The 20,922-nt window shown below is 54.3% G+C and carries 26 protein-coding genes and 3 tRNA genes; 16 read left to right on the top strand and 13 right to left on the bottom strand.

The window, feature by feature from the left end:
* Window positions 1-27: 27 nt before the first annotated feature.
* On the bottom strand, window positions 28-927 hold the full coding sequence (gene oxyR / locus ACYVG7_RS09690) for a DNA-binding transcriptional regulator OxyR (protein WP_460882931.1): 900 nt from the start codon (window positions 925-927) through the stop codon (window positions 28-30).
* 164 nt (window positions 928-1,091) lie between these two features.
* On the opposite strand from oxyR, the gene ACYVG7_RS09685 reads away from it, so the two are divergent.
* Both ACYVG7_RS09685 and ACYVG7_RS09680 read left to right on the top strand, forming a co-directional pair.
* Window positions 1,092-1,823: a glutathione peroxidase gene (locus ACYVG7_RS09685; protein WP_460882930.1), complete on the top strand. Its 732-nt coding sequence runs from the start codon at window positions 1,092-1,094 to the stop codon at window positions 1,821-1,823.
* Between the two features lie 171 nt (window positions 1,824-1,994).
* A complete protein-coding gene (locus ACYVG7_RS09680; RefSeq protein WP_460882929.1) occupies window positions 1,995-3,446 on the top strand; it encodes a dihydrolipoyl dehydrogenase in 1,452 nt (483 codons plus the stop codon).
* Between the two features lie 105 nt (window positions 3,447-3,551).
* On the opposite strand, the gene ACYVG7_RS09675 is transcribed toward ACYVG7_RS09680, so the two are convergent.
* A complete protein-coding gene (locus tag ACYVG7_RS09675) occupies window positions 3,552-4,058 on the bottom strand; it encodes a hypothetical protein (RefSeq protein ID WP_460882928.1) in 507 nt (168 codons plus the stop codon).
* 84 nt (window positions 4,059-4,142) lie between these two features.
* Complete coding sequence (locus ACYVG7_RS09670; protein WP_460882927.1) at window positions 4,143-4,562, bottom strand: protease inhibitor I42 family protein; 420 nt, start codon at window positions 4,560-4,562, stop codon at window positions 4,143-4,145.
* Between the two features lie 196 nt (window positions 4,563-4,758).
* Between ACYVG7_RS09670 and rdgB the strand changes: the two genes are divergently transcribed.
* The 3 genes from rdgB to ACYVG7_RS09655 all read left to right on the top strand — a co-directional run bounded on the left by rdgB (window position 4,759) and on the right by ACYVG7_RS09655 (window position 7,341).
* Window positions 4,759-5,355 (top strand): RdgB/HAM1 family non-canonical purine NTP pyrophosphatase, encoded by a 597-nt coding sequence (gene rdgB / locus ACYVG7_RS09665; protein ID WP_460882926.1) that lies wholly within the window; start codon window positions 4,759-4,761, stop codon window positions 5,353-5,355.
* A gap of 29 nt (window positions 5,356-5,384) precedes the next feature.
* A complete protein-coding gene (hemW, locus tag ACYVG7_RS09660) occupies window positions 5,385-6,530 on the top strand; it encodes a radical SAM family heme chaperone HemW (RefSeq protein WP_460882939.1) in 1,146 nt (381 codons plus the stop codon).
* A 154-nt stretch (window positions 6,531-6,684) separates the two neighbouring features.
* Window positions 6,685-7,341, top strand: a complete 657-nt coding sequence (locus ACYVG7_RS09655) for a peroxiredoxin-like family protein (protein ID WP_460882925.1) — start codon at window positions 6,685-6,687, stop codon at window positions 7,339-7,341.
* Window positions 7,342-7,398: 57 nt separating this feature from the next.
* Here the strand turns inward: ACYVG7_RS09655 and ACYVG7_RS09650 are convergent, their stop codons facing one another.
* On the bottom strand, window positions 7,399-7,737 hold the full coding sequence (locus ACYVG7_RS09650) for a 50S ribosome-binding protein YggL (RefSeq protein ID WP_460882924.1): 339 nt from the start codon (window positions 7,735-7,737) through the stop codon (window positions 7,399-7,401).
* A gap of 31 nt (window positions 7,738-7,768) precedes the next feature.
* On the bottom strand, window positions 7,769-8,485 hold the full coding sequence (trmB, locus tag ACYVG7_RS09645) for a tRNA (guanosine(46)-N7)-methyltransferase TrmB (protein WP_460882923.1): 717 nt from the start codon (window positions 8,483-8,485) through the stop codon (window positions 7,769-7,771).
* A gap of 302 nt (window positions 8,486-8,787) precedes the next feature.
* Between trmB and mutY the strand changes: the two genes are divergently transcribed.
* Complete coding sequence (gene mutY / locus ACYVG7_RS09640; protein ID WP_460882922.1) at window positions 8,788-9,852, top strand: A/G-specific adenine glycosylase; 1,065 nt, start codon at window positions 8,788-8,790, stop codon at window positions 9,850-9,852.
* Window positions 9,853-10,031: 179 nt separating this feature from the next.
* The gene (locus ACYVG7_RS09635; protein WP_460882921.1) at window positions 10,032-10,307 is read left to right on the top strand and encodes an oxidative damage protection protein; all 276 of its coding nucleotides are present in this window, start codon (window positions 10,032-10,034) and stop codon (window positions 10,305-10,307) included.
* Window positions 10,308-10,382: 75 nt separating this feature from the next.
* Here ACYVG7_RS09635 and ACYVG7_RS09630 read toward each other — a convergent pair whose 3' ends face one another.
* The 3 genes from ACYVG7_RS09630 to ACYVG7_RS09620 form a co-directional block, all read right to left on the bottom strand.
* Window positions 10,383-11,927 carry a DHA2 family efflux MFS transporter permease subunit gene (locus ACYVG7_RS09630; protein ID WP_460882920.1) on the bottom strand — a complete coding sequence of 515 codons (1,545 nt, stop codon included), beginning with the start codon at window positions 11,925-11,927 and terminating at the stop codon, window positions 10,383-10,385.
* Window positions 11,928-11,938: 11 nt separating this feature from the next.
* A complete protein-coding gene (locus ACYVG7_RS09625) occupies window positions 11,939-13,081 on the bottom strand; it encodes an HlyD family efflux transporter periplasmic adaptor subunit (RefSeq protein WP_460882919.1) in 1,143 nt (380 codons plus the stop codon).
* 149 nt (window positions 13,082-13,230) lie between these two features.
* Window positions 13,231-13,722: a MarR family transcriptional regulator gene (locus tag ACYVG7_RS09620; RefSeq protein ID WP_460882918.1), complete on the bottom strand. Its 492-nt coding sequence runs from the start codon at window positions 13,720-13,722 to the stop codon at window positions 13,231-13,233.
* 47 nt (window positions 13,723-13,769) lie between these two features.
* Here ACYVG7_RS09620 and ACYVG7_RS09615 point away from each other — a divergent pair, with 47 nt between their 5' ends.
* The 9 genes from ACYVG7_RS09615 (at window position 13,770) to ACYVG7_RS09575 (ending at window position 17,917) form a co-directional block, all read left to right on the top strand.
* The gene (locus ACYVG7_RS09615; protein WP_460882917.1) at window positions 13,770-13,943 is read left to right on the top strand and encodes a hypothetical protein; all 174 of its coding nucleotides are present in this window, start codon (window positions 13,770-13,772) and stop codon (window positions 13,941-13,943) included.
* 36 nt (window positions 13,944-13,979) lie between these two features.
* Window positions 13,980-14,055 (top strand) — tRNA-Phe (locus ACYVG7_RS09610).
* 71 nt (window positions 14,056-14,126) lie between these two features.
* Window positions 14,127-14,202, top strand: a tRNA-Thr gene (locus ACYVG7_RS09605).
* 6 nt (window positions 14,203-14,208) lie between these two features.
* Window positions 14,209-14,284 (top strand) — tRNA-Phe (locus ACYVG7_RS09600).
* 473 nt (window positions 14,285-14,757) lie between these two features.
* Entirely contained in the window at window positions 14,758-14,976 is a 219-nt protein-coding gene (locus ACYVG7_RS09595) for a hypothetical protein (protein ID WP_460882916.1), read from the top strand.
* Window positions 14,977-14,987: 11 nt separating this feature from the next.
* The gene (locus ACYVG7_RS09590; RefSeq protein ID WP_460882915.1) at window positions 14,988-15,611 is read left to right on the top strand and encodes a hypothetical protein; all 624 of its coding nucleotides are present in this window, start codon (window positions 14,988-14,990) and stop codon (window positions 15,609-15,611) included.
* Window positions 15,530-16,021 carry a hypothetical protein gene (locus ACYVG7_RS09585; protein ID WP_460882914.1) on the top strand — a complete coding sequence of 164 codons (492 nt, stop codon included), beginning with the start codon at window positions 15,530-15,532 and terminating at the stop codon, window positions 16,019-16,021. The genes ACYVG7_RS09590 and ACYVG7_RS09585 overlap by 82 nt, the downstream gene beginning before the upstream one ends.
* 18 nt (window positions 16,022-16,039) lie before the next feature.
* The gene (locus ACYVG7_RS09580) at window positions 16,040-16,465 is read left to right on the top strand and encodes a DUF2787 family protein (RefSeq protein WP_460882913.1); all 426 of its coding nucleotides are present in this window, start codon (window positions 16,040-16,042) and stop codon (window positions 16,463-16,465) included.
* A gap of 144 nt (window positions 16,466-16,609) precedes the next feature.
* Complete coding sequence (locus ACYVG7_RS09575; RefSeq protein WP_460882912.1) at window positions 16,610-17,917, top strand: tyrosine-type recombinase/integrase; 1,308 nt, start codon at window positions 16,610-16,612, stop codon at window positions 17,915-17,917.
* Between the two features lie 253 nt (window positions 17,918-18,170).
* Here ACYVG7_RS09575 and ACYVG7_RS09570 read toward each other — a convergent pair whose 3' ends face one another.
* The 5 genes from ACYVG7_RS09570 to ACYVG7_RS09550 form a co-directional block, all read right to left on the bottom strand.
* Window positions 18,171-18,347: a hypothetical protein gene (locus ACYVG7_RS09570; protein ID WP_460882911.1), complete on the bottom strand. Its 177-nt coding sequence runs from the start codon at window positions 18,345-18,347 to the stop codon at window positions 18,171-18,173.
* Between the two features lie 271 nt (window positions 18,348-18,618).
* Complete coding sequence (locus ACYVG7_RS09565) at window positions 18,619-19,359, bottom strand: protein NO VEIN domain-containing protein (RefSeq protein ID WP_460882910.1); 741 nt, start codon at window positions 19,357-19,359, stop codon at window positions 18,619-18,621.
* A gap of 88 nt (window positions 19,360-19,447) precedes the next feature.
* Complete coding sequence (locus ACYVG7_RS09560; protein WP_460882909.1) at window positions 19,448-19,768, bottom strand: hypothetical protein; 321 nt, start codon at window positions 19,766-19,768, stop codon at window positions 19,448-19,450.
* Between the two features lie 83 nt (window positions 19,769-19,851).
* On the bottom strand, window positions 19,852-20,205 hold the full coding sequence (locus ACYVG7_RS09555) for a hypothetical protein (RefSeq protein ID WP_460882908.1): 354 nt from the start codon (window positions 20,203-20,205) through the stop codon (window positions 19,852-19,854).
* A gap of 117 nt (window positions 20,206-20,322) precedes the next feature.
* Window positions 20,323-20,814, bottom strand: coding sequence for a hypothetical protein (locus ACYVG7_RS09550; RefSeq protein WP_460882907.1), 492 nt, complete (start codon window positions 20,812-20,814; stop codon window positions 20,323-20,325).
* Between the last annotated feature and the right edge of the window lie 108 nt (window positions 20,815-20,922).

Below are 20,922 nucleotides of genomic sequence, written 5' to 3'. Positions count from 1 at the left end.
ATCAAGGTGCGTTGAGCGTCTTGATGGCTACCCAGCCAGTACCTGCGTCATCTGCGAGCGCACCCAGTCGGCTAACTGCTCATAACGAGCACGCAGAGGTGAGCCCGGGCGATACACCAGCCCAATCGCTCGAGTTGGCACCGGTTCGCAACAGGGAACGTAACAAACACCATCCCGACACCGTTCATTCGGCACCGCCAGCTCCGGCAACAGGGTAACGCCGGCACCAGCCGCCACCATGTTGCGCAAAGTCTCCAAGCTAGTGGCGCGAAAGTGCCGATCCTCGGTCGCTCCGGCCGCAAAACAAAATCCCAGCGCCTGGTCGCGCAGGCAGTGGCCATCCTCCAGCATTAACAAACGATGTCCGGCGAGTTCATGCAGAGGAACCTGCTCCCGGTCATGCCACTCATGCTCGAGTGGTACCGCCAGGACCATGGCTTCATCGAATAGCGGCAGTTCGACAAAGCATTCGGTTTCCTTGACCAAGGCCAAGATGGCACAGTCAATCAGTCCGCTTTCCAGCTGGGCCACAATCTGCTGGGTCTGTGCTTCATGAAGATAAAATTCAAGCTTGGGAAACGCATGTCTCAGCCCCGGTACCACATGGGGCAACAGATAGGGGCCAACCGTCGGAATAAGCCCCAGATGCAGGGGGCCACTCATGGCTTCACCATGACTGCCAGCCATTTCGCGAAACCGCTGAGCCTCGGTCAACACCTTCCGCGCCTGCGCCACCAGCTGTAATCCGGCCTGGGTAAACAGCACTTTGCGGCTGGTGCGCTCCAGAAAGATCACCCCCAGCTCCTCTTCCAGCTTCTTGATCTGCCCGCTCAAGGTCGGCTGACTGACAAAACAGCGCTCGGCAGCACGCCGAAAATGTTCCTCTTCCGCCAGCGCGACCAGATACTCCAGATCCTTCAGATTCATGTTTCATTCACCATTGATAGGGATTATCTATCAAAAGAATAGCAAGCAACGATTGGCGCTATCAATCCATATCCGCGATGATGGCTCTGTCGACGGGGCAAGAGTGAATGCCGCCGCAAGAAAACCAAAACCATACCGAATGCTATTACCCAAGGAGAACCACCATGTTCCAGAGCCACGAAGGTAAAAAAGTTCCTCACGTTACATTCCGCACTCGTCAAGGCGATCAGTGGGCCGATATCACCACCGAACAACTGTTTGCCGGTAAGACAGTGATTGTCTTCTCACTGCCAGGTGCCTTCACTCCGACCTGCTCCTCAACCCACCTGCCGCGTTACAACGAACTGCAGCCGGTATTCAAGAAACTGGGCGTCGATGACATCCTGTGCGTCTCCGTCAACGATACCTTTGTCATGAATGCCTGGAAGGATGATCAGAAGGCCGACAAGATCACCTTCATTCCCGATGGTAACGGCGAATTCACCGATGGCATGGGCATGCTGGTTGGTAAGGAAGACCTGGGCTTCGGCAAGCGTTCCTGGCGCTACTCCATGCTGGTGAAGGACGGCGTGGTCGAGAAGATGTTTATCGAGCCGAACGAACCAGGTGATCCGTTCAAGGTTTCCGATGCCGACACCATGCTCAAGCATCTGGATCCAAGCTTCAAGGTTCAAGAGTCTGTGGCTCTGTTCACCAAGCCAGGCTGCCCCTACTGCGCCAAGGCCAAACAGTTGCTGATTGACCGCGGCATCCAGTACGAAGAGATCATCCTGGGTAAGGATGCCACCACCGTCAGTCTGCGCGCCGTCACCGGCCGCACCAGTGTGCCGCAAGTCTTCATCGGTGGTCAGCACATCGGTGGTAGTGACGACCTGGAAACCTACCTGGCCAAGTGAGTCGTTCCTGGGTGAGCCGATGTGTTCAGCTCACCCATCTTTAGTATCAGTGCCGTTTTTGTGGGAAGTTCGCTTCCCACTTTTTTCGGGAATCACTGCAAGCCCGCTGCTCCTGTTGTGGAGATCTCCAGTCGGCTTTTACTGATTTCCATACCAGTTCAAGGAGCTTTCATGAAGAAGATTACAGTCGATGTTGCAGTGATTGGTGGTGGAACGGCCGGGCTTGGGGCCTATCGTGCCGCCAAGGCGCACACCAAAAAGGTGGTGATGATTGAAGGTGGCCCTTATGGCACCACTTGCGCCCGCGTCGGCTGCATGCCCTCCAAGCTGCTGATTGCGGCAGCCGAAGCCGTGCACCACATCCAGAAAGCTCCCGGCTTTGGCGTCCACCCGGAAGGTGAAATACGTATCGATGGCCGCGAAGTCATGGCCCGGGTCAAACGGGAACGGGATCGCTTCGTCGGTTTCGTGTTGGAGGGCGTCGACAGCATTCCGGATGAAGACAAGATCCAGGGTTACGCCCGTTTTGTCGATGCGCATACCCTGATCGTGGATGACCATACAGAAATCCATGCCGAACGCATTGTGATTGCCACCGGCTCCCGCCCGAGCTGGCCTGCCGCCTGGAACGAGCTGGGCGATCGGCTGATCATCAATGACGATGTCTTCAACTGGGATGACCTGCCCCATTCGGTGGCGGTATTTGGTCCTGGTGTCATCGGCCTTGAGCTGGGTCAGGCACTGCATCGTCTCGGCGTGCAAGTCATCATGTTCGGCATGGGTGGTCTGGTCGGCCCGCTGACCGATGAGGCAGTTCGTGATTATGCCGCCAAGACGCTGAATGAAGAGTTCTATCTGGATGCTGATGCCAAGGTAGAGCAGATGTTCCGCGATGGTGACAGCGTCATCATCCGCTACCTCGACAAAGCCGGTCAGCAGCAAGAGACCCGTGTCGATTATGTATTGGCCGCCACCGGGCGCCGTGCCAATGTCGACAAGCTGGATATCGCCAATACCGGTGTACAACTGGATAACCGGGGGATCCCGGTCGCCGATCGCTTTACCCTGCAGACCAGCGTACCGCATCTGTTTATTGCCGGTGATGCCAGTAATCAATTACCCCTGTTGCATGAGGCGGCCGATCAGGGACGCATCGCCGGTGATAACGCCGGTCGCTTCCCGGATATTCGAGCCGGTCTGCGTCGCTCCTCGATCTCGGTGGTGTTCTCCGATCCGCAAATTGCCATGGTCGGTAGCACACTGCGCGAGTTGAATCAGAAGTACAGCAGCTGTGGTTGTTTTGAAATCGGCGAGGTCAGCTTCGAAGATCAGGGGCGTTCCCGGGTAATGTTACGCAACAAAGGCTTGCTGCACGTTTATGGCGAACATGGCACCGGCCGTTTCCTCGGCGCCGAGATGATGGGACCCAATGTCGAGCACATCGCTCACCTGCTGGCCTGGGCCCACCAGCAACAGATGACCGTCAGCCAGATGCTGGATATGCCGTTCTACCATCCGGTGATTGAAGAGGGTCTGCGGACCGCGCTGCGGGATCTGAATGCCAAATTGCATCTGGGACCTGAAATGGTCAAACGCTGTCTCGACTGTGGTCCAGGCGCCTAAACCCCGATAATTCGTTAGTAAACAGCAAGCCCGCAGCCAGTTGCGGGCTTGCTGTTTGTGCTCAGCCCATCACGCAGCAATGATGCTATTCGAAAAACCTCCGGCCTATTGAGGCTGCTCCGCGCAGACCCGATCCCGTTGTTGCCGTAAGGCGGGATCATCCGAGAGCATGGCCTTGAAGCGCAGGCGATTGCACTCCCTTCGGCCTCGTTGCAATTCAACCTCTGGCGTCGCCGGGGTCGGATCCGCAATGGGAGCTGTCGGCTCTGCCGCTGAAACGGCCATGGTTGACGATTCAGCCGCCGCACAATACATGGCCCGCCGTGGCGACTCCTGCTCTTCGGGGCTACCTCGACTCAGGCGCTGGCAATAGTCGGTAAACAACGCCACCGCCTGCTGTCGACAAATCTCATAATCCGGTTTTGCTTGCCGATCCGCACAGACTGAATCCGGTTGAATACGCCAGTACTGATGGATGAAGCGGATGCTGTGGCCCTGATATGTTTCCTGCTCCTGCTGAGGCTCCCGGTCCACCCCCTCACCGAGCCGCTCCGTCACTTGTTGCGCCATAAACTCCGTCAACGACGTGAGTAAAACCAGCGTGGCTAACATGGTCGATCCCTCACCTGTCGTGGATGAATGAGTAGGAAGCAGCCGCCGGATCCAAGCTGAAGAGGCGGTCCTGGCAACAGTCGCTTAGCGGATCACCCTGAGACGCAGCGTATAGTAGTTGGCGACATCGTCTTGCCCATTCACCGGGCGATAGGCCAGAGTCAGCACCCCTCGCCCCTCGCCCTTGGCGGTAAACTGCAAATGTTGCATGCCACAGACTTCCCGGGGCGGCGCCGGTTCAAAACTGCTGGCCTGTTTTTGCAAGAATGGGCCGGGAGTCTGCTCCACCTGCCATTGATAGCCAGATTGCGGCGAGCCCGGTAAAGCGACAGCAACCTGTTCCCCCACTTTGAGCGTCAGACTGCTGCCATTTTGTGCCATGGTCAGCTGATTCTGGGCTAGCAGTGGAGCAGGCTCGGGCTGACGACTGGCTTGCGGCTGCTGACAACCCCCGAGCCCGATGACAGAAATGAGCACGACGGCCAGCAATAGAGAGGTACGCATCTTCAAGATCCTGTGTTGCGAGTCGGGCCGGATAAGCCCGGAATAGCGTCATGCTACTGCCTCCGGCTTCTGGTGTCATGAACTGTGAACACCATCGGCTGCCGTTGCCGGATCCCGGCTCTGGTGGTGTGCTTTTTTTGGTTTTGGCTCGGGATGCCGTTATGATTGCCGCCATCTACATCATGGAGTACGCAAGATGAATCGATTGGTATTGGCCACTGGCAATAAGAAGAAAGTGGCTGAACTCAATGCCATGCTCGAGGGAATGAATTTCAAGGTCATGCCGCAGAGTGACTTTCTGGTCGAAAGTGTTCCAGAAACCGGCTCGACCTTCGTGGAAAATGCCATCATCAAGGCGCGCCATGCCGCTCGCATCACCGGATTACCCGCCATCGCCGATGACTCAGGTCTGGAAGTCGATGCCTTGCGCGGTGCTCCCGGAGTTTACTCCTCGCGCTTCGCCGGAGAAGAGGCCAGTGACGACGATAATGTGACCAAATTACTGGAAGAGCTCTCCTTTCTGCCCCCCATTTTGCGTACCGCCCGCTTCTGGTGCGTGCTGGTATTTATGCGCCATGCCGATGATCCGACGCCGATCATCTGCCAGGCCAGCTGGGAAGGGCACATAGTGACCGAACCCAAAGGTGACAACGGTTTTGGTTACGATCCGGTATTCTTCGTTCCGGAAACCGCCTGTACCGCTGCCGAGCTACCCAGCGAGCAAAAGAATGAGCTCAGCCATCGCGCCAAGGCCCTCCAGCAACTGATCTCCCGTTTGCAGGAGATTTTTTAAGCGTGGTCATCTCTCCGGTTTCCTCGTTGATCCGCCCCTTGCCCCCTTTGGCGCTGTATGTGCACATCCCCTGGTGTGTACAAAAGTGCCCCTATTGCGACTTCAACTCCCATGCACTGAAGCAGGGGCTGCCTGAAACGGCCTATGTGGATGCCCTGCTGGAAGACCTGGAGGCCGATCTGTTCCGAGTACCCGGCAGGGAGCTCAGCTCCATCTTCATCGGCGGCGGTACCCCCAGCCTGCTGTCAGCTGAGGCCATCGGCCGCTTGCTGACCGGGATCAAGCTGCGCATCCCGTTCGCCGACGACATCGAGATCACCATGGAGGCGAATCCCGGTACCGTCGAAGCCGGACGCTTCGCCGGATTCCAAGCGGCGGGTATCAACCGAATCAGCATCGGGGTGCAAAGTTTTGACCCGGCACAATTGCAGAAACTGGGGCGGATCCATGATCCCGAACAGGCGAGCCGCGCGGCCCAGCAGGCTGCCGGGCTCGGCTTGCGCAGTTTCAACCTGGATTTGATGCATGGCCTGCCCGGCCAGACGCTGGAGCAAGCGCTGGACGACCTACGTCAGGCCATCGCTCTGGCACCACCCCATCTGTCCTGGTACCAGTTGACCATAGAGCCCAACACCGCCTTCGGAGCCCGCCCGCCACAACTGCCGGAAGACGAGACGCTATGGGATATCCAGGAGCAAGGCCATGCCCTCCTGCTGGCGGCCGGCTATCGACAATACGAAATTTCGGCCTATGCCAAGCCCGGGTTTGAGTGCCGACACAATCTGAACTATTGGCGCTTCGGTGACTATCTGGGTATCGGCTGCGGCGCCCATGGCAAACTGACGAATGGAACGACCGGGATCATTCAGCGCACAGTAAAAGTCAAGCATCCCAAGGGCTATCTGGACCCGGCGCGAGCCTATCTGGATGAGTGCTGGACCGTCGGAGCCGATGAGTTGCCGTTCGAATATTTCATGAATCGCTTTCGCCTGTTCGAGGCCGTGCCCAAACACGAATTCTCTCAGCGCACCGGCCTCGGCGAGACATCCGTTGCCGCCAGATTGCAAGAGGCCATCCAGGATGAGCTCTTGCTGGATTGCGGTGAGAGCTGGCAAGTCACCGAACTGGGCCATCGCTACCTGAACCGACTACTGCAATTGTTTATGGATGCCTGAAACACCCTCAAAAATAGCGGCGCGATATCATAATTGGATAAAAGTTTGTAAAGAGCACAACAGCGCTGGATATAAACTTGCAACCACTACCTGTAGATCCAATACTGAGTAAGAACACAATTAATAGTGCCACCATGAGTGGCGGGAGTAGCGGATGGCCCTACAGACCGAGCTGGCAGCGCAAAACGCTTGGCGTGCAGCACATTTCCCCCCCGATCTGCGCCAGGCGATGGAGCTCTCCATTGCCAGCCTGAAACGTGCCGGATGGTCCGAGAAAGCCCTGCAGGTAGGGGATGATTTTCCAGCGTTGGAGTTGATCGATAGCGCAGGGGCTCGTTTTTCACTGTCTCGGATCCTGGGGCGATCACCGCTCATCGTCTCTTTTTTCTGTGGTCACTGGTCGCCCTATTGCAATCTGGAGCTGCGGGCCTTCAATGCCTTACTGCCACAAATCCAGGCGTTGGGTGCCCGTTTTGTGCCGATTGTCGGTCAGGATGTCGAGCTGAATTTTTCCACCCAACGCTGTAACCGCTTGAACTATGCCCTGTTCAGCGATCCGGAACTCAAGGCTGCGCGCGCCTGTGGACTGGTGATGACCCTGCCCGATGTGATGACCGATGCCATGGAGCAGTTGGGGATTGATATGCCCGGCTATAGACCCGGAATAGCCTATGAGCTGCCCATGCCCGCAAGCTATCTGATCGATACTCAGGGCAAGGTAGTGTATGCCTTTGCTGACGAAGATATTCGCCACCGCACCGAGCCCGAGGCCCTGCTCAATGCCTTGCAGTTGCTGCAGACCACCGGTTAGTCAGCCTTCTCCATAAAAAAACCGCCAGTTGGCGGTTTTTTTATGTAGAGGAATCACTTAGCCGGAGATGACATCGCCATACCAGATATCAAACAGGTTGGAGTGCTTGATATTTTCCATCCCGCTTTGCTTGAGCCATTCGCAGCAAGCCTTGATATCTTCCTCGCTGCACTTGCCAATTTGCTGGGTGCAGATCAAACCTTCCCAACCCAGATGACCGTTACCGGCAAATGCCAGTTTGCGCGGCTCAACGACTTCCAGAATCATGGCATCGATAGTCTGATCGATCTTCTCTTCAGCCGTCCCGGCCGGAAAATTCCAGCTCAGCTCGAAACCCAGTTCCTGAAACTCTTCAAGACGAAGCTTCTTGCGCAGACGGCGGCTACGTTGTGCCATATCGAACTCTCCTGGTGGTGAATAATAAAAATCAGTTGGTACGTTTGAAAACCAGATCCCAGACACCATGACCCAGACGATGGCCGCGCCGCTCAAACTTGGTCAGCGGACGGCTGTCGGGACGGGGAACGTAGTCACCAAAATCCGAGGTGTTGGCAAAACCGGGGGCGGCTTGCATCACTTCCAGCATATGCTCGGCATAATTCTGCCAGTCAGTTGCCATATGGAACAGCCCATCGATTTTCAGGCGTGGGCGCAGCATCTGCACGAAGGCTGGCTGTACGATCCGGCGTTTATGATGACGGGACTTGTGCCAAGGATCCGGGAAAAACAGCTGCAGGGTATCGATGCTCTGCTCCGGGAGCATCTGCTCGAGCACTTCCACGGCATCATGGCAGAACAGGCGCAGATTGGTGACGCCCGCCTCTTCTGCTGCAGACAGACAAGCTCCGACACCGGGTCGATGGACTTCGATGCCGATAAAGTTTTTCTCGGGCGCAGCCTGGGCCATCTCCACCAACGATGCTCCCATGCCAAAGCCGATTTCCAGAACGACAGGAGCCTCGCGACCAAACAGCGCGGCCAGATCCAGCATGTCACCACTGAATTCAACGCCCATGACCGGCCAGAGTTGGGTCAATGCCCGCTCCTGTCCCTTGGTCAGACGCCCTTCACGGCGCACAAAGCTGCGGATACGGCGCATAAGTTGGCCGGCTTCGGTCATCTCAGGCTGGTTACTATCGGTCATCGATTTGTCTCTGGATCAAATAGGGAGAGCGAATTATCCAAAGATAGGTCGCCGGTGCAAGTGCGCAACCGCTCTGGCGAGAAATAAAGTGGATAAAAAGCAGGCAAAGCCCCCCATTGCTGACTTTCTGCACCATGAAACCGTGGTTTACAGCAACGGACAGCTATGATGCAATTCATTAACATATCCTTTGCTCTACATGTTTTACGTATCGGACGGGAATAGCTCGGTCGTCCTCTCCGAGGATAAGTGCGGTCCGTGGCATCCCCCTCCAGGCATACAGCTATCCAGATGAGAACACCATGATCAGCCCTCCCGATCCCGCGCTCTTCAACCAGTTGCTGCTAACATGGCATGCCCGTGATGGTCGCCATGATTTACCCTGGCAACAGGATCCAACTCCTTATCGAGTGCTGGTTTCGGAAGTCATGCTCCAGCAGACCCAGGTTGCTACCGTCATCCCCTACTTCAATCGCTGGATGGCGGCATTCCCCGACCAGGAGACACTGGCCGCGGCGAGTGACGATCAGGTCATGGCCCTCTGGCAAGGGCTCGGTTACTACTCGCGCGCGCGCAATCTGCAAAAGGCGGCACGCTTTATCGTCGACGAGTGTGGCGGACTCTTCCCTCGCTCGCTGGATGAACTGCAGCGGATCCCTGGCGTAGGTCGTTACACGGCCGGGGCCATCGCCTCGTTTGCCTATAACGAGTTTGGTCCTATCGTCGATGGCAATGTGAAACGTCTGTTTTGTCGACTATTTGGCATTGAAGGCCAGCTCACCAGCAGTCTGGTTACTCGTCAATTATGGGATTTGGCTCATCACTACACACCCCAGCAGCATAATCGAGCCTTTGCACAAGGTTTGCTGGATATGGGGGCCACTCTCTGTACCCCCAAGTCTCCGGCTTGTACGCGCTGTCCGTTCAACCAGCACTGCGTAGCCCGCCTCACCGATCGGATTGCAGCCTTGCCTTCTCCCAAACCGAAGAAGCAAATTCCGACTCGGCGTGGTCACTTTTTATGGCAGGAGCGTGACGGTCAGTTACTGCTGGAAAAACGCCCCGATGACGGCATCTGGGGCGGACTTTGGTGCCTTCCTGAGCTGCTCTCACCCGAGCGTACGCTTGGGTTGAACACATCCACAGCGTCCGCAACCGATAATGCAGATCCGGAGACCGCCCCCCCGATCGATGCCTGTCTAAAAGGGAGCTTTGACCATACCTTCAGCCATTACAAATTGAAGGCCGAGGTGTGGCAAACACAGAGTCGGGAACCCTCAGCGCGCTATCAAGCCTGGTTCTCGGCTGACGAGCTACAAACCATTGGCTTGCCAGCTCCAATCCGTAAATTTTTGAAGAAAACTTGAGCCGGACCAGATCAGCCGGGCCGCCATCCGGCAGCAGACTGCCAAGACCTCACGTTTTGTGGCGTGGAGCCGCAACGCCAACTCTGGTATAACCGTGAGCAACACTCGGGCATTGGCTCCTCAGGAGACCATGGCCCGTCACAAGCCGATTTTTGAACTGCAATCCTAACGAGGTCCTCATGAGCCGCACCGTATTCTGTCAACGCCTGAAGAAGGAAGCGCCCGGCATGCCCTTCCAACTGATCCCCGGTGAGATCGGAAAACGTATCTTCGACAACATCTGTCAGGAAGCCTGGAGTGACTGGCAGAAAAAGCAAACCATGCTGATTAATGAAAAAAAGCTGAACATGATGAATGCGGATCACCGCACTCTGCTGCAAGCCGAGATGGTCAAATATCTGTTTGAAGATGGCGATGTGCAAATTGATGGCTATGTACCACCGGCTCAAAACTAAGACGCTATTCGAGTAAAAAAATGGGGCTGATCGGTGATCAGCCCCATTTTTTTCTGCGGGAACTAGGGTGCCAACTTAGTGTTCGCCCCCACCGCCACCCGCCTGGAATGGCGGTTTCGCCAGCCAGATGAAGCCTATCATCAGGATAAACAGCCCCGCCGAGACATAGAAAATCTCGTTGCTGCCCATGACAAAGCCCTGCCGGGTTATCTCGCGCGCCAGATAACCACCGCTTTGCGCTTCGCTCATACCAGCCTGCTGCAAGCTCTGCAGGGCCTGCTGGCTCACCGGATTGTAGGGATTGATCACCTCGGTCAGCGTTTCATGGTGCACCGCTTCTCGCCGCTCCCAGATGGTGTTGATGATCGATGCCCCTATCGAACCGGACAGCGTCCGTAAAAAATTGGACAGACTGGAGGCACTCGCCAGTTGGTGGGGTTTCAATCCGGCAAAGGAGATGGTGGTCAACGGCATAAAGAAACAGGCTACCGCCAACCCTTGCAAGAACTGCGGCCAGACCACAGCGGCGATATCCATCTGCACGGTGAAGAAGGTCCGGGCATAGAAGCAGGCGGCAAACACCAGAAAACTGAAGGTCACCAGCATCCGCATATCCAACCGATGGGCATTTTTGCCGATGATCGGTGAGAGGATCACCGGCAAGATCCCCACCGAGGCGGCGGCGAGTCCAGCCCAGGTCGCGGTATAACCAAGCTGGGTCTGCAGCAACTGGGGCAATAGCACTATGGTGCCGAAATAGAGCATATAAGCCAGGCTGATACAGCCAACCCCGATGGCAAAATTCCGGTGCTTGAATAGCGACAGATCGATGATCGGATGCTTGTCGCCCAACTCCCAGACAATCAGGAACGAGATGCCGACCACGGCCGCCACCGCCAGTACTATCACCTCATTGGAGGCAAACCAATCCAGCTCCTTGCCCCGATCCAGCATCAACTGCAAGGCGCCGACTCCCAGCACCAATAAGGACAGACCCACCAGATCGATGGGGTTGCGCTGAGTTGCCGTCTCCCGGCCACGTAACATGCGAGTGCAGAGGAAAAACACCACTACACCCAGCGGCACGTTGATGAAGAAAATCCAGCCCCAATGGTAGTTGTCGCTGATCCAGCCACCCAGGATCGGGCCGAAGATTGGCGCCACAATCACCGTCATTGACCACAGCGACAGCGCCATACCCCGCTTTTTCGGTGGATAGCTACTCAGCAACAAGCTCTGGGAGAGCGGGATCATGGGGCCCGCCACCAAGCCCTGCAGCACCCGGAACAGGATCAACAGCTCCAGGCTTTGCGCCATGCCGCAGAGCCAGGAGGCGATGACAAACAGCGCGGTTGACCAGAGAAACAGCCGAACCTCACCAAAGCGCTTCGCCAGCCAGCCAGTCAGCGGTAACGAAATGGCATTCGCCACCCCGAACGAGGTGATGACCCAGGTGCCCTGCGAGCTGGAGGCACCGAGGTTACCGGCGATGGTCGGAATGGCAACGTTGGCGATGGTGGTGTCCAGCACCTGCATGAAAGTGGCCATGGAAAGCGCCAAAGTCAGTAGAGCAAGAGCGATCCCCTCCAGTGGCCGGGGCGGCGCAACGGATTGCGACATGAATTTCCCCTTCAGTCGGCTTGACGGTTGGCAACGATGATCTGGCGAACTCGCTCATCGGCACCAGCCAGATCCACATTCAGGGATTGGGTCGTAGCCAGAGTCGCCTTGTGCTGCGCCTCGGTGATTAACGGACCATCGGTATTGCTGACATCTACAGTCACCAGCATGGATAACCCCAGTCGCAACGGATGCTGCTGCAGCTCCTCCGCTCGCAGCTTGATACGCACCGGCAAGCGCTGCACCACCTTCAACCAGTTGCCAGTAGCATTTTGCGCCGGTAACAGCGAGAAGACGCTACCGGTTCCCGCCGCCAGCCCTTCCACTTCACCGTGGTAGACAATTTTATCGCCGTACAGATCGGCGCTCAGCTCCACAGGCTGGCCAATACGCAAGTGCTCAAGTTGCACCTCCTTGAAATTGGCATCGACCCAGAGTTGATCCAGAGGGACAACCGCCATCAAGGGGGCGCCCACGGCGACATGGCTGCCGACCTGAACCGAACGCTTGGCGATGACGCCACTCACCGGGCTAAGAATGGTGGTGCGCTGCAGATCCAGCCAGGCCTGACGAACCTGTTCGGCCGCCTGGCGCACTTCCGGCTGCTCCGCCAGCGGTGTGTTTCTCAGCTTGGCTTGCAGGGTATTCCGTTGCTGGATTGCCACCTGTAGGGCGGCTTTGCCGGCGACCACGTTTTGCCGGGCATGCAGAACTTCTTCTTTGCCCACCGCATTGGTCATACCCAGGACTTCACGTCGATTCTGGTCGCCCGCCACCCGATCCAGCTCGGCCTGACGTAACGCGATAGTGGCATCGAACTGCTTGAGCTCGGCCATCTGCTGCTGCACCTGACGCAGAGTCTGGGCTAACTGGATCTCGCTGCGAACCAGAGCCAGCTTGGCATCGGTAGGATCCATCTCTACCAGTGGCATCCCCGCCTGCACCAGCTGAGTATCATCGGCGTGCAGGGTCACTACATTCCCGGCCACTTGCGGCATCACAGGGACCACATCCCCCGCGACATAGGCATCATCTGTGGATTCACAGCCCCGTAGCTCCTTGAACCACCAGGCTCCAGCCCCCGCCGCTACAGCGATAAAGAATAAGCTCAGCAATAGTATGTTTTTCTTGCGGGAGGAATTTTCGGCACTCATAGGATCTCCATCGTGTTCTGCGGCTGATAGTCGGCTATCAGCTCTTGCATTTTTATTAATTACTTTAGTGATGATTTCATGCGTTACTATCTAGGTGTAACAAACCCGCAGGATGCGCTCTGGATCCCGCCCGGTTATTCAAGAAGTAATTACTCCGGCATGACCTCGAGAACTTTGCGCAATAAGCGCAACAATTGTTCACGCTCCTCGCTGGTGAACGGCTGCCAGATCTCGCGCAGTCGATTGCGCTGTCGCGGTAACATCTCCGACAAAAACTCTTGTCCATTGGCCGTCAGTTTTAGCAACTGACAACGACGATCACCGGCTACCTCCTGACGGCTCACCCAGCCGCGAGACTCCAGTTCATCGGCAATCCGCGTCCCGCTGGTCCGCGAGGCGCCCAGCATCAGACTCAATTCTGAGGGTTGAATACCCTCATCGGCGGTCAACAGCACAATCAGGGCATGAAACAGGGTTTCGGTCAGCCCTTCCTCGGCCAGTGAACGACTCTTGGTTTCAGCAAAGCGATGTTGTGCGGCGTTTAGCAGACGACCGAGAAGTAACTCTTCGACCGGAGTGCCGGGTCTGAGCTCCTCACAGCGGGCAATCATCTTCTCAATCGGTAACTTGCACGAACTCATGCTCAATCCACCTCGGCAGCAACTAGTAACGAGTGGAATAATACCGCATGAAACTATCCATACCAGATCCGCAGAGGAATATTTTTTGGTTACTGGATCCTGATAATCAGGAAGAAGAAAAAGCCTATAAAATCACCGCTCCTGTGACATTCTTCGCCATTTCTGCACAAGCTTTCAGCAATCAGCTCAAGAGTGAAGATTATTGGGGAAAAGAGGGTTGACTTGCCAAGGACGAATCGGTTTAATAGCGCCCCGTTGCCCAGATAGCTCAGTCGGTAGAGCAGCGGATTGAAAATCCGCGTGTCCGTGGTTCGATTCCGCGTCTGGGCACCATTTTCAGGCAAGTTCGCAGTAGCGAATTGGCAACAGGTTCAAGGTACGAGAGTACAACAAAGATAAAGTGTGCCGGCTTAGCTCAGTAGGTAGAGCAACTGACTTGTAATCAGTAGGTCACCAGTTCGATTCCGGTAGCCGGCACCATTCTTCGCCCAGATAGCTCAGTCGGTAGAGCAGCGGATTGAAAATCCGCGTGTCCGTGGTTCGATTCCGCGTCTGGGCACCATCTACAACCAGGCCTCACAGCAATGTGAGGCCTTTTTGTTTTCAGCTTCCGGTCCATCTCCGGTCGGTTGGTCTGTTCTGCATCCACGCCTCCAGCCCTCGCCGAATACCATCAACTCGATATGTCACCACTCGCCAGGTAACGCGCCCTTCTCAATTGGCATTCATCAACTCCAGATCATGCTCCGGTCCCAGCTCCGGTCTTCCCAGTTTCTACTTGTCGATATTGAGCTTCTCACTCTCCCTCGCTCGACACCCTCAATTTGACGCCGCTCAGCAGTACCGACCACCAACTTTTGTCATCTGGGCATCTGTCCGCATGACCTGAGTTGCTTCCGGTCTGCCTCCGGTCGTTCACCCCCCGTAACAACCCCATTCTCAAACTCATATTAATTCCTTGCTCACACCACCAAACCCTCTTGGCTCTTCGAGCCAAGAGGGTTTGCTTATCTCTGTCATCGAACAAGGAGTCACATGCACATCAAACGCATCATGCCAAGCATCGCGCCCTGCGCCATTGTCATCAAGCAGCGCCGTAAGGGAGCGGAGTACCACATCAAGGGCAGCACCAAGGGAGCCATCAAAGGCGCTACCACGGGGGCCACCATTGGAAGCAAGTTCGGCCCTCAGGGGCTAGTCGTCGGTGCCGCAGCAGGAGCCACGCTGGGCTACATCCTGGGCGAAGCCGATTAGGAGAGATCATCATGAATGAAATCATTGAAGAGGGGCTAGCGGCCACGCGCTACACACTGCAAGCCTATGCAGCCAGTTGGCTAGCCCTGAGCCAGATTGCCGACGAGATACAGGAGGTGGGCCACTACGTTCCTATGCGCCTGCCACCGCCAGAGCAAACCGTACTGCTCATTGTTCTGCGCGATGCCAATGCAATGACCGCCAAGTCGCTACACAGCAACCCACCCGAGATGATGATTGCCCTCGCCCAACATACCGGGCAGAGCATTCGAGATGAGGCCGAAGGCTATTACGCCGACTACTGGCGCACCAGCCCAGGTGCTATCCATCTTATCGACTGCGCCAAAGAGGCCGTTTACTGGCTCCCACTACCCACGCTGTGGCAACCGACAAAGTACGTCGGATGGGGCACTCCCTTGAATGGGGTAACCACCAACAAGCCAGTGTTCAAGCATCTGTGCATTCACACCCAACGACCGGAGTTAACCCCGGAGCTGGCCGACCCGATTTACCTCAAAACACACCATCAATGGACCACCGAGGAGGCCCCCCTGTGTCCACTAAGTCATCCAAGAAACAGCCCGTCGCAGGCACCCCGACAGAAACCATCCCATCAACCTCCGCCACAACCTTGAACACCATCGAGATATTGCAAACAGCAAAGGCGCTGAAGCTCACTCCCGGCAGCACAAGCACCGTGGGTTATGAGCTGGGGCGTCATTCTGAGTCACAGGTGTTGTTCATCCGGTTGACCGGAAGTGACAGCGGAGGCCTCTGCTCCAAGGAATGGTTTGAGCTCTCCACGGTAATGGCACTGCTGGACCAACAGAGCCCGGACAAGCCCTTTAGCTCGGCACTGTTCAAAACCATCTGGAACAACAAGGGCAGCAGTAATAACTCAGCCTTCCTCGCGGCGGCACTACGCCACCAAGGACTGATAAAGGCCGCGCCAGAGGTTCGCTTTGCCCATCTCATCACGGGCACCCACACCGCATGGCTTGAGCAACTCAAAACCACTGAGCCAACCCCACAATCACCGCAGTAGCCAACCAAGAGCACCATCATGCGACCATCCATTATCGTCACCGACTTACCGGTGAAGGTCTCCCCTGATCTGTTGAACGTGCTATGGCTGCACATGGCAGGGAAGCAAACCACCATTCAGCAAGCCCACGCCGTCACCTTGAACTTCAAAGACCCAAGCTACTCAGCAACAACCGGAGGTTTCCACCCGGTAGAAATCCGACTGACTCGACGCGGTGACGACTGGCATCTGGCCTATGTCACTGACTTTGCCTACGTCGGCATCGGGGACTACGCCGAGCTCGCCAAAGAGCTGGACTTTGATTTCAGTAGTGACCATTTCAGTCATGCCCTCATCGGGGAAATGCCAAGCGCTGATGTCCCTGAGTGGTTCACCCTGTGGCAGGACAACTTTCTGAGCTACCACTGTCTGGGCGTCTACAACGTCCAGATCTCGCTAAACTGACCAGAGAGCGACCGGAGCACGCAGGAGGACTCTAGGCCGCTCACCACACCCACAGCATCACCAACACCGCATGCCGTAACTCACCCACGAGGGCGCAGGGATTTCACATCCTTGCGCCCTCTTTTTTCATCCGCAGGAGGCTCCATGTCTGACTCACCCAAGAAATTCCGCTTCACTCAGCGCTTGATCGAAGCCCTGCCCCCGAACCCGGCTGATTCACCGTCGACCGAGGCCGAGTACTCCGACACACAAATTACCGGCCTCAAGTGCCTTGTGGGCAAAGGGGAAGGCAAGAAGAAGTTCCTGTTTCGCTACACGTGGTTCGGCCGTAAGCGTGCCATCGCTCTGGGTCACTTCCCCGAGGTCGATTTGATAACAGCCCGTGAGGTAGCCACCCTACACAAGCAATTACTGGCTCGCGGTATAGACCCTCGCCAACAAAGAGAAGACAAGCAGAAGGAGATAACGCTCAGCGAGCTTTTCCATCACTACTACCTACCCCACGCCCGGCATGTGAAGCGCTCCATTCGTAATGATGAGCAACGCTTCAGGCAACATATCCAACCCCAGCTGGGCCTACGCCTGCTCTCGGAAATCACCCTCGAACAAGCCCAGCAACTCCAGACGCGACTACTCAGCACCCACAAACCAGCCACCAATAACCGCATCCTCACCCTGCTCAAGGGGCTGCTCAACTGGGCCGCTCGCTCTGGCATTATCCCGGACAATCCACTCAAGCACCTGCGCATGCTCAAGGAGAACAATCAGCGCACCCGCTTCCTGGACAAGAGTGAGATACGGCGTTTGTTCATTGCGGCTGAACTCGATGACAACTACTACGCCGCCCAATACGTCAAACTGTTGCTACTCACGGGCCTACGACGCGATGAGCTACGACTTGCCAAGTGGGAGCATGTCAGCCTGGAGCAAGGGACTCTGTTTATCCCTCACACCAAGAACGGTAAGAGTCGCATCCTCCACCTGAACCACATGGCAACCCAGATGTTGATGCAAATGCCTGCGGTACCGGGTAACCCGTATGTGTTCCCTGGACTGAGACCCAAGCAACCGCTCCTAAATGTCTACGAGCCGTTCCAGCGCATGGTTAAGCGAGCCAGGATTGAGGGGCCAATCTGCTTGCATACCTGTCGCCACTCGGTAGCTGCCCTCATCGTCAGCAACGGGGGCACTCTGTATGACGTACAGGCGCAACTAGGACATGCCAGCAGCGTATCCTCGCAACGATATGCCCATCTGCATGCCAGCCGACTCAAACACACCAGCCAGCGCATTGCGAACTGCATCGAAGAGGCCATTGTGGTACCCCGCATAGTCGATAGTGAGCATCTTGAGGGAACCGACAAACAGGGGGAAATGGCGTCGATGTCGTCGTTGCTGACAAGGGGAAATGAGTCCGTCACCTCGACAGCATCGTCGGGATACATGATGTGAACAACGCGAGAGCTCAGCAGGGAGGAAGATGATAGGAGAAGCACATCTGCGGGGTAGTGAGGTGGATCTTCACTACCCCAACGGGCTTAGTACACCAGAGGCGAGTAACGTTTTACCAAGGGGCAGCCAACCACCAATACACCCCAGCAAAGCCCCTTAATTACTGAACTCACCCGAACCCCAAATGCCAAAGTCAGCGTCGACTAAAACGGGGCAAGTCCAGCGCGTAGTTAATTGACTTGTTAAATTTCAACTAATCCAATCCCCTGCCGAATAATTTTGATAGTAGCGCAACAATACCACGCTCTTTGCTACCTGCTTGGTTTGGCAAGAGGTAATTGCGAACGCCAAAGAACAAACCGACCAGGCCGCAGGCGATACCTACCCACTCAAACCAGTGGATTCTTCGGCCGAAGGTGGCTTCAAGCATAGGGTAGAACCTGCTTGACTCTTGCGCTGCAAGCTTGGATTGAGGCATGCGGGTACAACGAAATAAAAGAGGAGGAAAGTAACTAAGCCGAAGGTAAGAGCCCCCCACCAAGGGAGCTTCGAGCCGATATAGACCGTATCAGAAATGATTGAGCTAGCTGCGCTCCTTCTCCCTTGTACCGTCTTCCCATGACGAACTCTCCGTTGCTATTTAACGCCCAACTCAGCGGGCAATTTGAGCTCAGCGAAAATTGATCCGCCGCAGTTGTTTGTTATGTTTTTCCTACGGTGCATTCCCAACACAAAGCATCAAAGTTAAAGATTCTTTCCATCTCACTAGAATTAAATATTTCTAAACTTGGATTAGTTAGGGCGCTTGTTACTATAGCTAGTCGCCACAGTGGGTCAGCAGACTTAGATCGTTCATTTCTAGATATGAAAAACCTGTTCTCTGCTGCCGACGTGCCTTTTACTTCTATCTTTAACGTTTCATCGGAGTTTTCAGCTAACAAGTCATAACCACAATTGTCTTTTTGACGATCGGTTATGCTGTACCCCATTTCTTCATAGTAGGTAGTCACATACTGGACAGCTGCCAACTCAATCTTTTTTCTTGTTTCAGCATCAGGAAAAGAAGGTGCTGAAACATTAACTATTAACTCATCGCTAGATGATAAAAACAGTATCCCATCAATACTTCCCAAAGGTCTATGCTTTCGGTGCTTCTCAATAACCTCCGGGTCTTGGGAATACCTATCAGCTTTGTAGCTTCCCAAATATTTCCATGAACTTACAGCTTGCTTGACGTAAACTGGCACATATTGCTGTTGTTCAAGGAACAATTTTGCATTAGCAATGATTCTATCCCCCGCCCCGACAATAATTATTTCTGGGGCTTCAGGATTTTTTTCTGTTGTGACAGCCAGCCCTTTCACTACATTATTTTTTGTACGTATATATGAATCACCACCAGCTAATTCATGGGCTAGTTCATCAGTTGTCAAAGTTTTCAAGCTCACTCCTTGATTTCATTTGCAAACATAACGCTTTAAACAGCGGAAAACACGAGCGCATCGAGGGATTTCCCGATGATTTAACTTGTTATGCATTTGCTTTAATCGCCAGTTTATACCCAGCCAATAACGCTTCAGATTCTTTTAAACTCATGGCACCGAAATTATCTACAAGATATTTTGTAGCTATTGATGAGTTAGTTGGTTTCGTATACCCCAGCTCAGATTTAAAATTTCCCACCTTAGCTTTCAAAGTCCCGCTGTCTAATTTGCACCGATTAGCTAATTCTTCGCATAGCTCAGTTTGACGGCCATGAGGGAAGCCAGCACTTTCCAACTGCTTGCATATGATAAAGCACTCTAGCTCTAATTCCAGTGACCAACCTGATTCTGAATTGAAGTTAAACATTGATCTATCCTGCAAATGCATAACGCCGTGCTCTGCGGAAATTTAGGAGCGCTAGCGAGTAAATTTTCCGTAGCAGCACCTTGTTATGCTTTGCTTAGAAGCGACTTCCAGTCTACATAATCTACAGTGCCATCAAATAGCTCTCTATCTAAGAACCTCTTTTTCTTTTTAAGAATGGTCTCGCAATGTTCTACGGCATTTTTCATTGTTTGAGAAAGTATCGCGTTTTCTGCTGTCTTTGAAAATGGCTCACGACAATAGCTGTCAGATATTTTCTCAAATTGCTTTTTACGAGTACGAACTTTATTCTTCGCATTGGTCTCCCAGTACTCACATCTAATTTGGTTGGCACCGTAACGATAAAAACGTAGAAACCCTATAATTTCATTGTACTTCCAATCTCCACCATACTGTGCTTTCAAATACCCCTCATCCATAGGATGCTGATTCTTGCCGTTGACCTCGGATATGTGGCCCCTCATTTGATCATAGTATGAATTTTCGTCGAGCCTATAGACCGAAATTTCAAAAAGATTTTCACATGTGAGCATTAGTTATTTACAACCTGGATGGTTGAGTAAGCCTAAATTGCAGAGGTATTGGGTATTATCCTCATTTTGCTTTTGCTGCTTAACTCGATTTTGTTCGTCTTGAATCGCTTGCGTGTTCTGCAAAACTTGATTCATTTGTCGACTCTGCTGTAGTTGCAATGCGAATGAATGATCCGCTTGTGCATTAGGTGCATTGCTTGGCCTATTGATTGTGTAAACCCAGTTTTGGCCTACACCAACTCTTCCCGCATTTACCTTTTCAGTAGCACCTGATACCCACTTCATCCATATATCCCATGTATATGCATACCCTCGTTCCTTATCCTCCTTAGTCGGATCTATATAGAATGTTACAGGGGCATATCCTCTAACAGTTCCGGAGCTATCTATTACTTGGGCGCCTTTAGGGTAGGAATCATAAGTAATAGCCATCTGAGAGGAACACCCCGTAATCAGAAGAAAAGCTAACACAAATATCAATTTCAAATTATTCATAATTTCTCCAAGAAGCATAACAGCACACATGTACAGAACCTTAAGCGGCAAGCGAATTAATAACACCGTCTAACGTGTTGTTTTGCTTGGATTTTCTCTGCCTACTCT

The organism is Pseudaeromonas pectinilytica, from assembly GCF_054780855.1.
Note: the sequence above shows the minus strand (reverse complement) of the source record. Positions and strands in the feature narration are given on the sequence as shown.

Bases quoted from the DNA above. Each gene is read 5' to 3' on its own strand.
- oxyR (WP_460882931.1), bottom strand. From the start codon at position 927: ATGAATCTGAAGGATCTGGAGTATCTGGTCGCGCTGGCGGAAGAGGAA.
- ACYVG7_RS09685 (WP_460882930.1), top strand. From the start codon at position 1,092: ATGTTCCAGAGCCACGAAGGTAAAAAAGTTCCTCACGTTACATTCCGC.
- ACYVG7_RS09680 (WP_460882929.1), top strand. From the start codon at position 1,995: ATGAAGAAGATTACAGTCGATGTTGCAGTGATTGGTGGTGGAACGGCC.
- ACYVG7_RS09675 (WP_460882928.1), bottom strand. From the start codon at position 4,058: ATGTTAGCCACGCTGGTTTTACTCACGTCGTTGACGGAGTTTATGGCG.
- ACYVG7_RS09670 (WP_460882927.1), bottom strand. From the start codon at position 4,562: ATGCGTACCTCTCTATTGCTGGCCGTCGTGCTCATTTCTGTCATCGGG.
- rdgB (WP_460882926.1), top strand. From the start codon at position 4,759: ATGAATCGATTGGTATTGGCCACTGGCAATAAGAAGAAAGTGGCTGAA.
- ACYVG7_RS09655 (WP_460882925.1), top strand. From the start codon at position 6,685: ATGGCCCTACAGACCGAGCTGGCAGCGCAAAACGCTTGGCGTGCAGCA.
- ACYVG7_RS09650 (WP_460882924.1), bottom strand. From the start codon at position 7,737: ATGGCACAACGTAGCCGCCGTCTGCGCAAGAAGCTTCGTCTTGAAGAG.
- trmB (WP_460882923.1), bottom strand. From the start codon at position 8,485: ATGACCGATAGTAACCAGCCTGAGATGACCGAAGCCGGCCAACTTATG.
- mutY (WP_460882922.1), top strand. From the start codon at position 8,788: ATGATCAGCCCTCCCGATCCCGCGCTCTTCAACCAGTTGCTGCTAACA.
- ACYVG7_RS09635 (WP_460882921.1), top strand. From the start codon at position 10,032: ATGAGCCGCACCGTATTCTGTCAACGCCTGAAGAAGGAAGCGCCCGGC.
- ACYVG7_RS09630 (WP_460882920.1), bottom strand. From the start codon at position 11,927: ATGTCGCAATCCGTTGCGCCGCCCCGGCCACTGGAGGGGATCGCTCTT.
- ACYVG7_RS09625 (WP_460882919.1), bottom strand. From the start codon at position 13,081: ATGAGTGCCGAAAATTCCTCCCGCAAGAAAAACATACTATTGCTGAGC.
- ACYVG7_RS09620 (WP_460882918.1), bottom strand. From the start codon at position 13,722: ATGAGTTCGTGCAAGTTACCGATTGAGAAGATGATTGCCCGCTGTGAG.
- ACYVG7_RS09615 (WP_460882917.1), top strand. From the start codon at position 13,770: ATGAAACTATCCATACCAGATCCGCAGAGGAATATTTTTTGGTTACTG.
- ACYVG7_RS09595 (WP_460882916.1), top strand. From the start codon at position 14,758: ATGCACATCAAACGCATCATGCCAAGCATCGCGCCCTGCGCCATTGTC.
- ACYVG7_RS09590 (WP_460882915.1), top strand. From the start codon at position 14,988: ATGAATGAAATCATTGAAGAGGGGCTAGCGGCCACGCGCTACACACTG.
- ACYVG7_RS09580 (WP_460882913.1), top strand. From the start codon at position 16,040: ATGCGACCATCCATTATCGTCACCGACTTACCGGTGAAGGTCTCCCCT.
- ACYVG7_RS09575 (WP_460882912.1), top strand. From the start codon at position 16,610: ATGTCTGACTCACCCAAGAAATTCCGCTTCACTCAGCGCTTGATCGAA.
- ACYVG7_RS09570 (WP_460882911.1), bottom strand. From the start codon at position 18,347: ATGCTTGAAGCCACCTTCGGCCGAAGAATCCACTGGTTTGAGTGGGTA.
- ACYVG7_RS09560 (WP_460882909.1), bottom strand. From the start codon at position 19,768: ATGTTTAACTTCAATTCAGAATCAGGTTGGTCACTGGAATTAGAGCTA.
- ACYVG7_RS09555 (WP_460882908.1), bottom strand. From the start codon at position 20,205: ATGGATGAGGGGTATTTGAAAGCACAGTATGGTGGAGATTGGAAGTAC.
- ACYVG7_RS09550 (WP_460882907.1), bottom strand. From the start codon at position 20,814: ATGAATAATTTGAAATTGATATTTGTGTTAGCTTTTCTTCTGATTACG.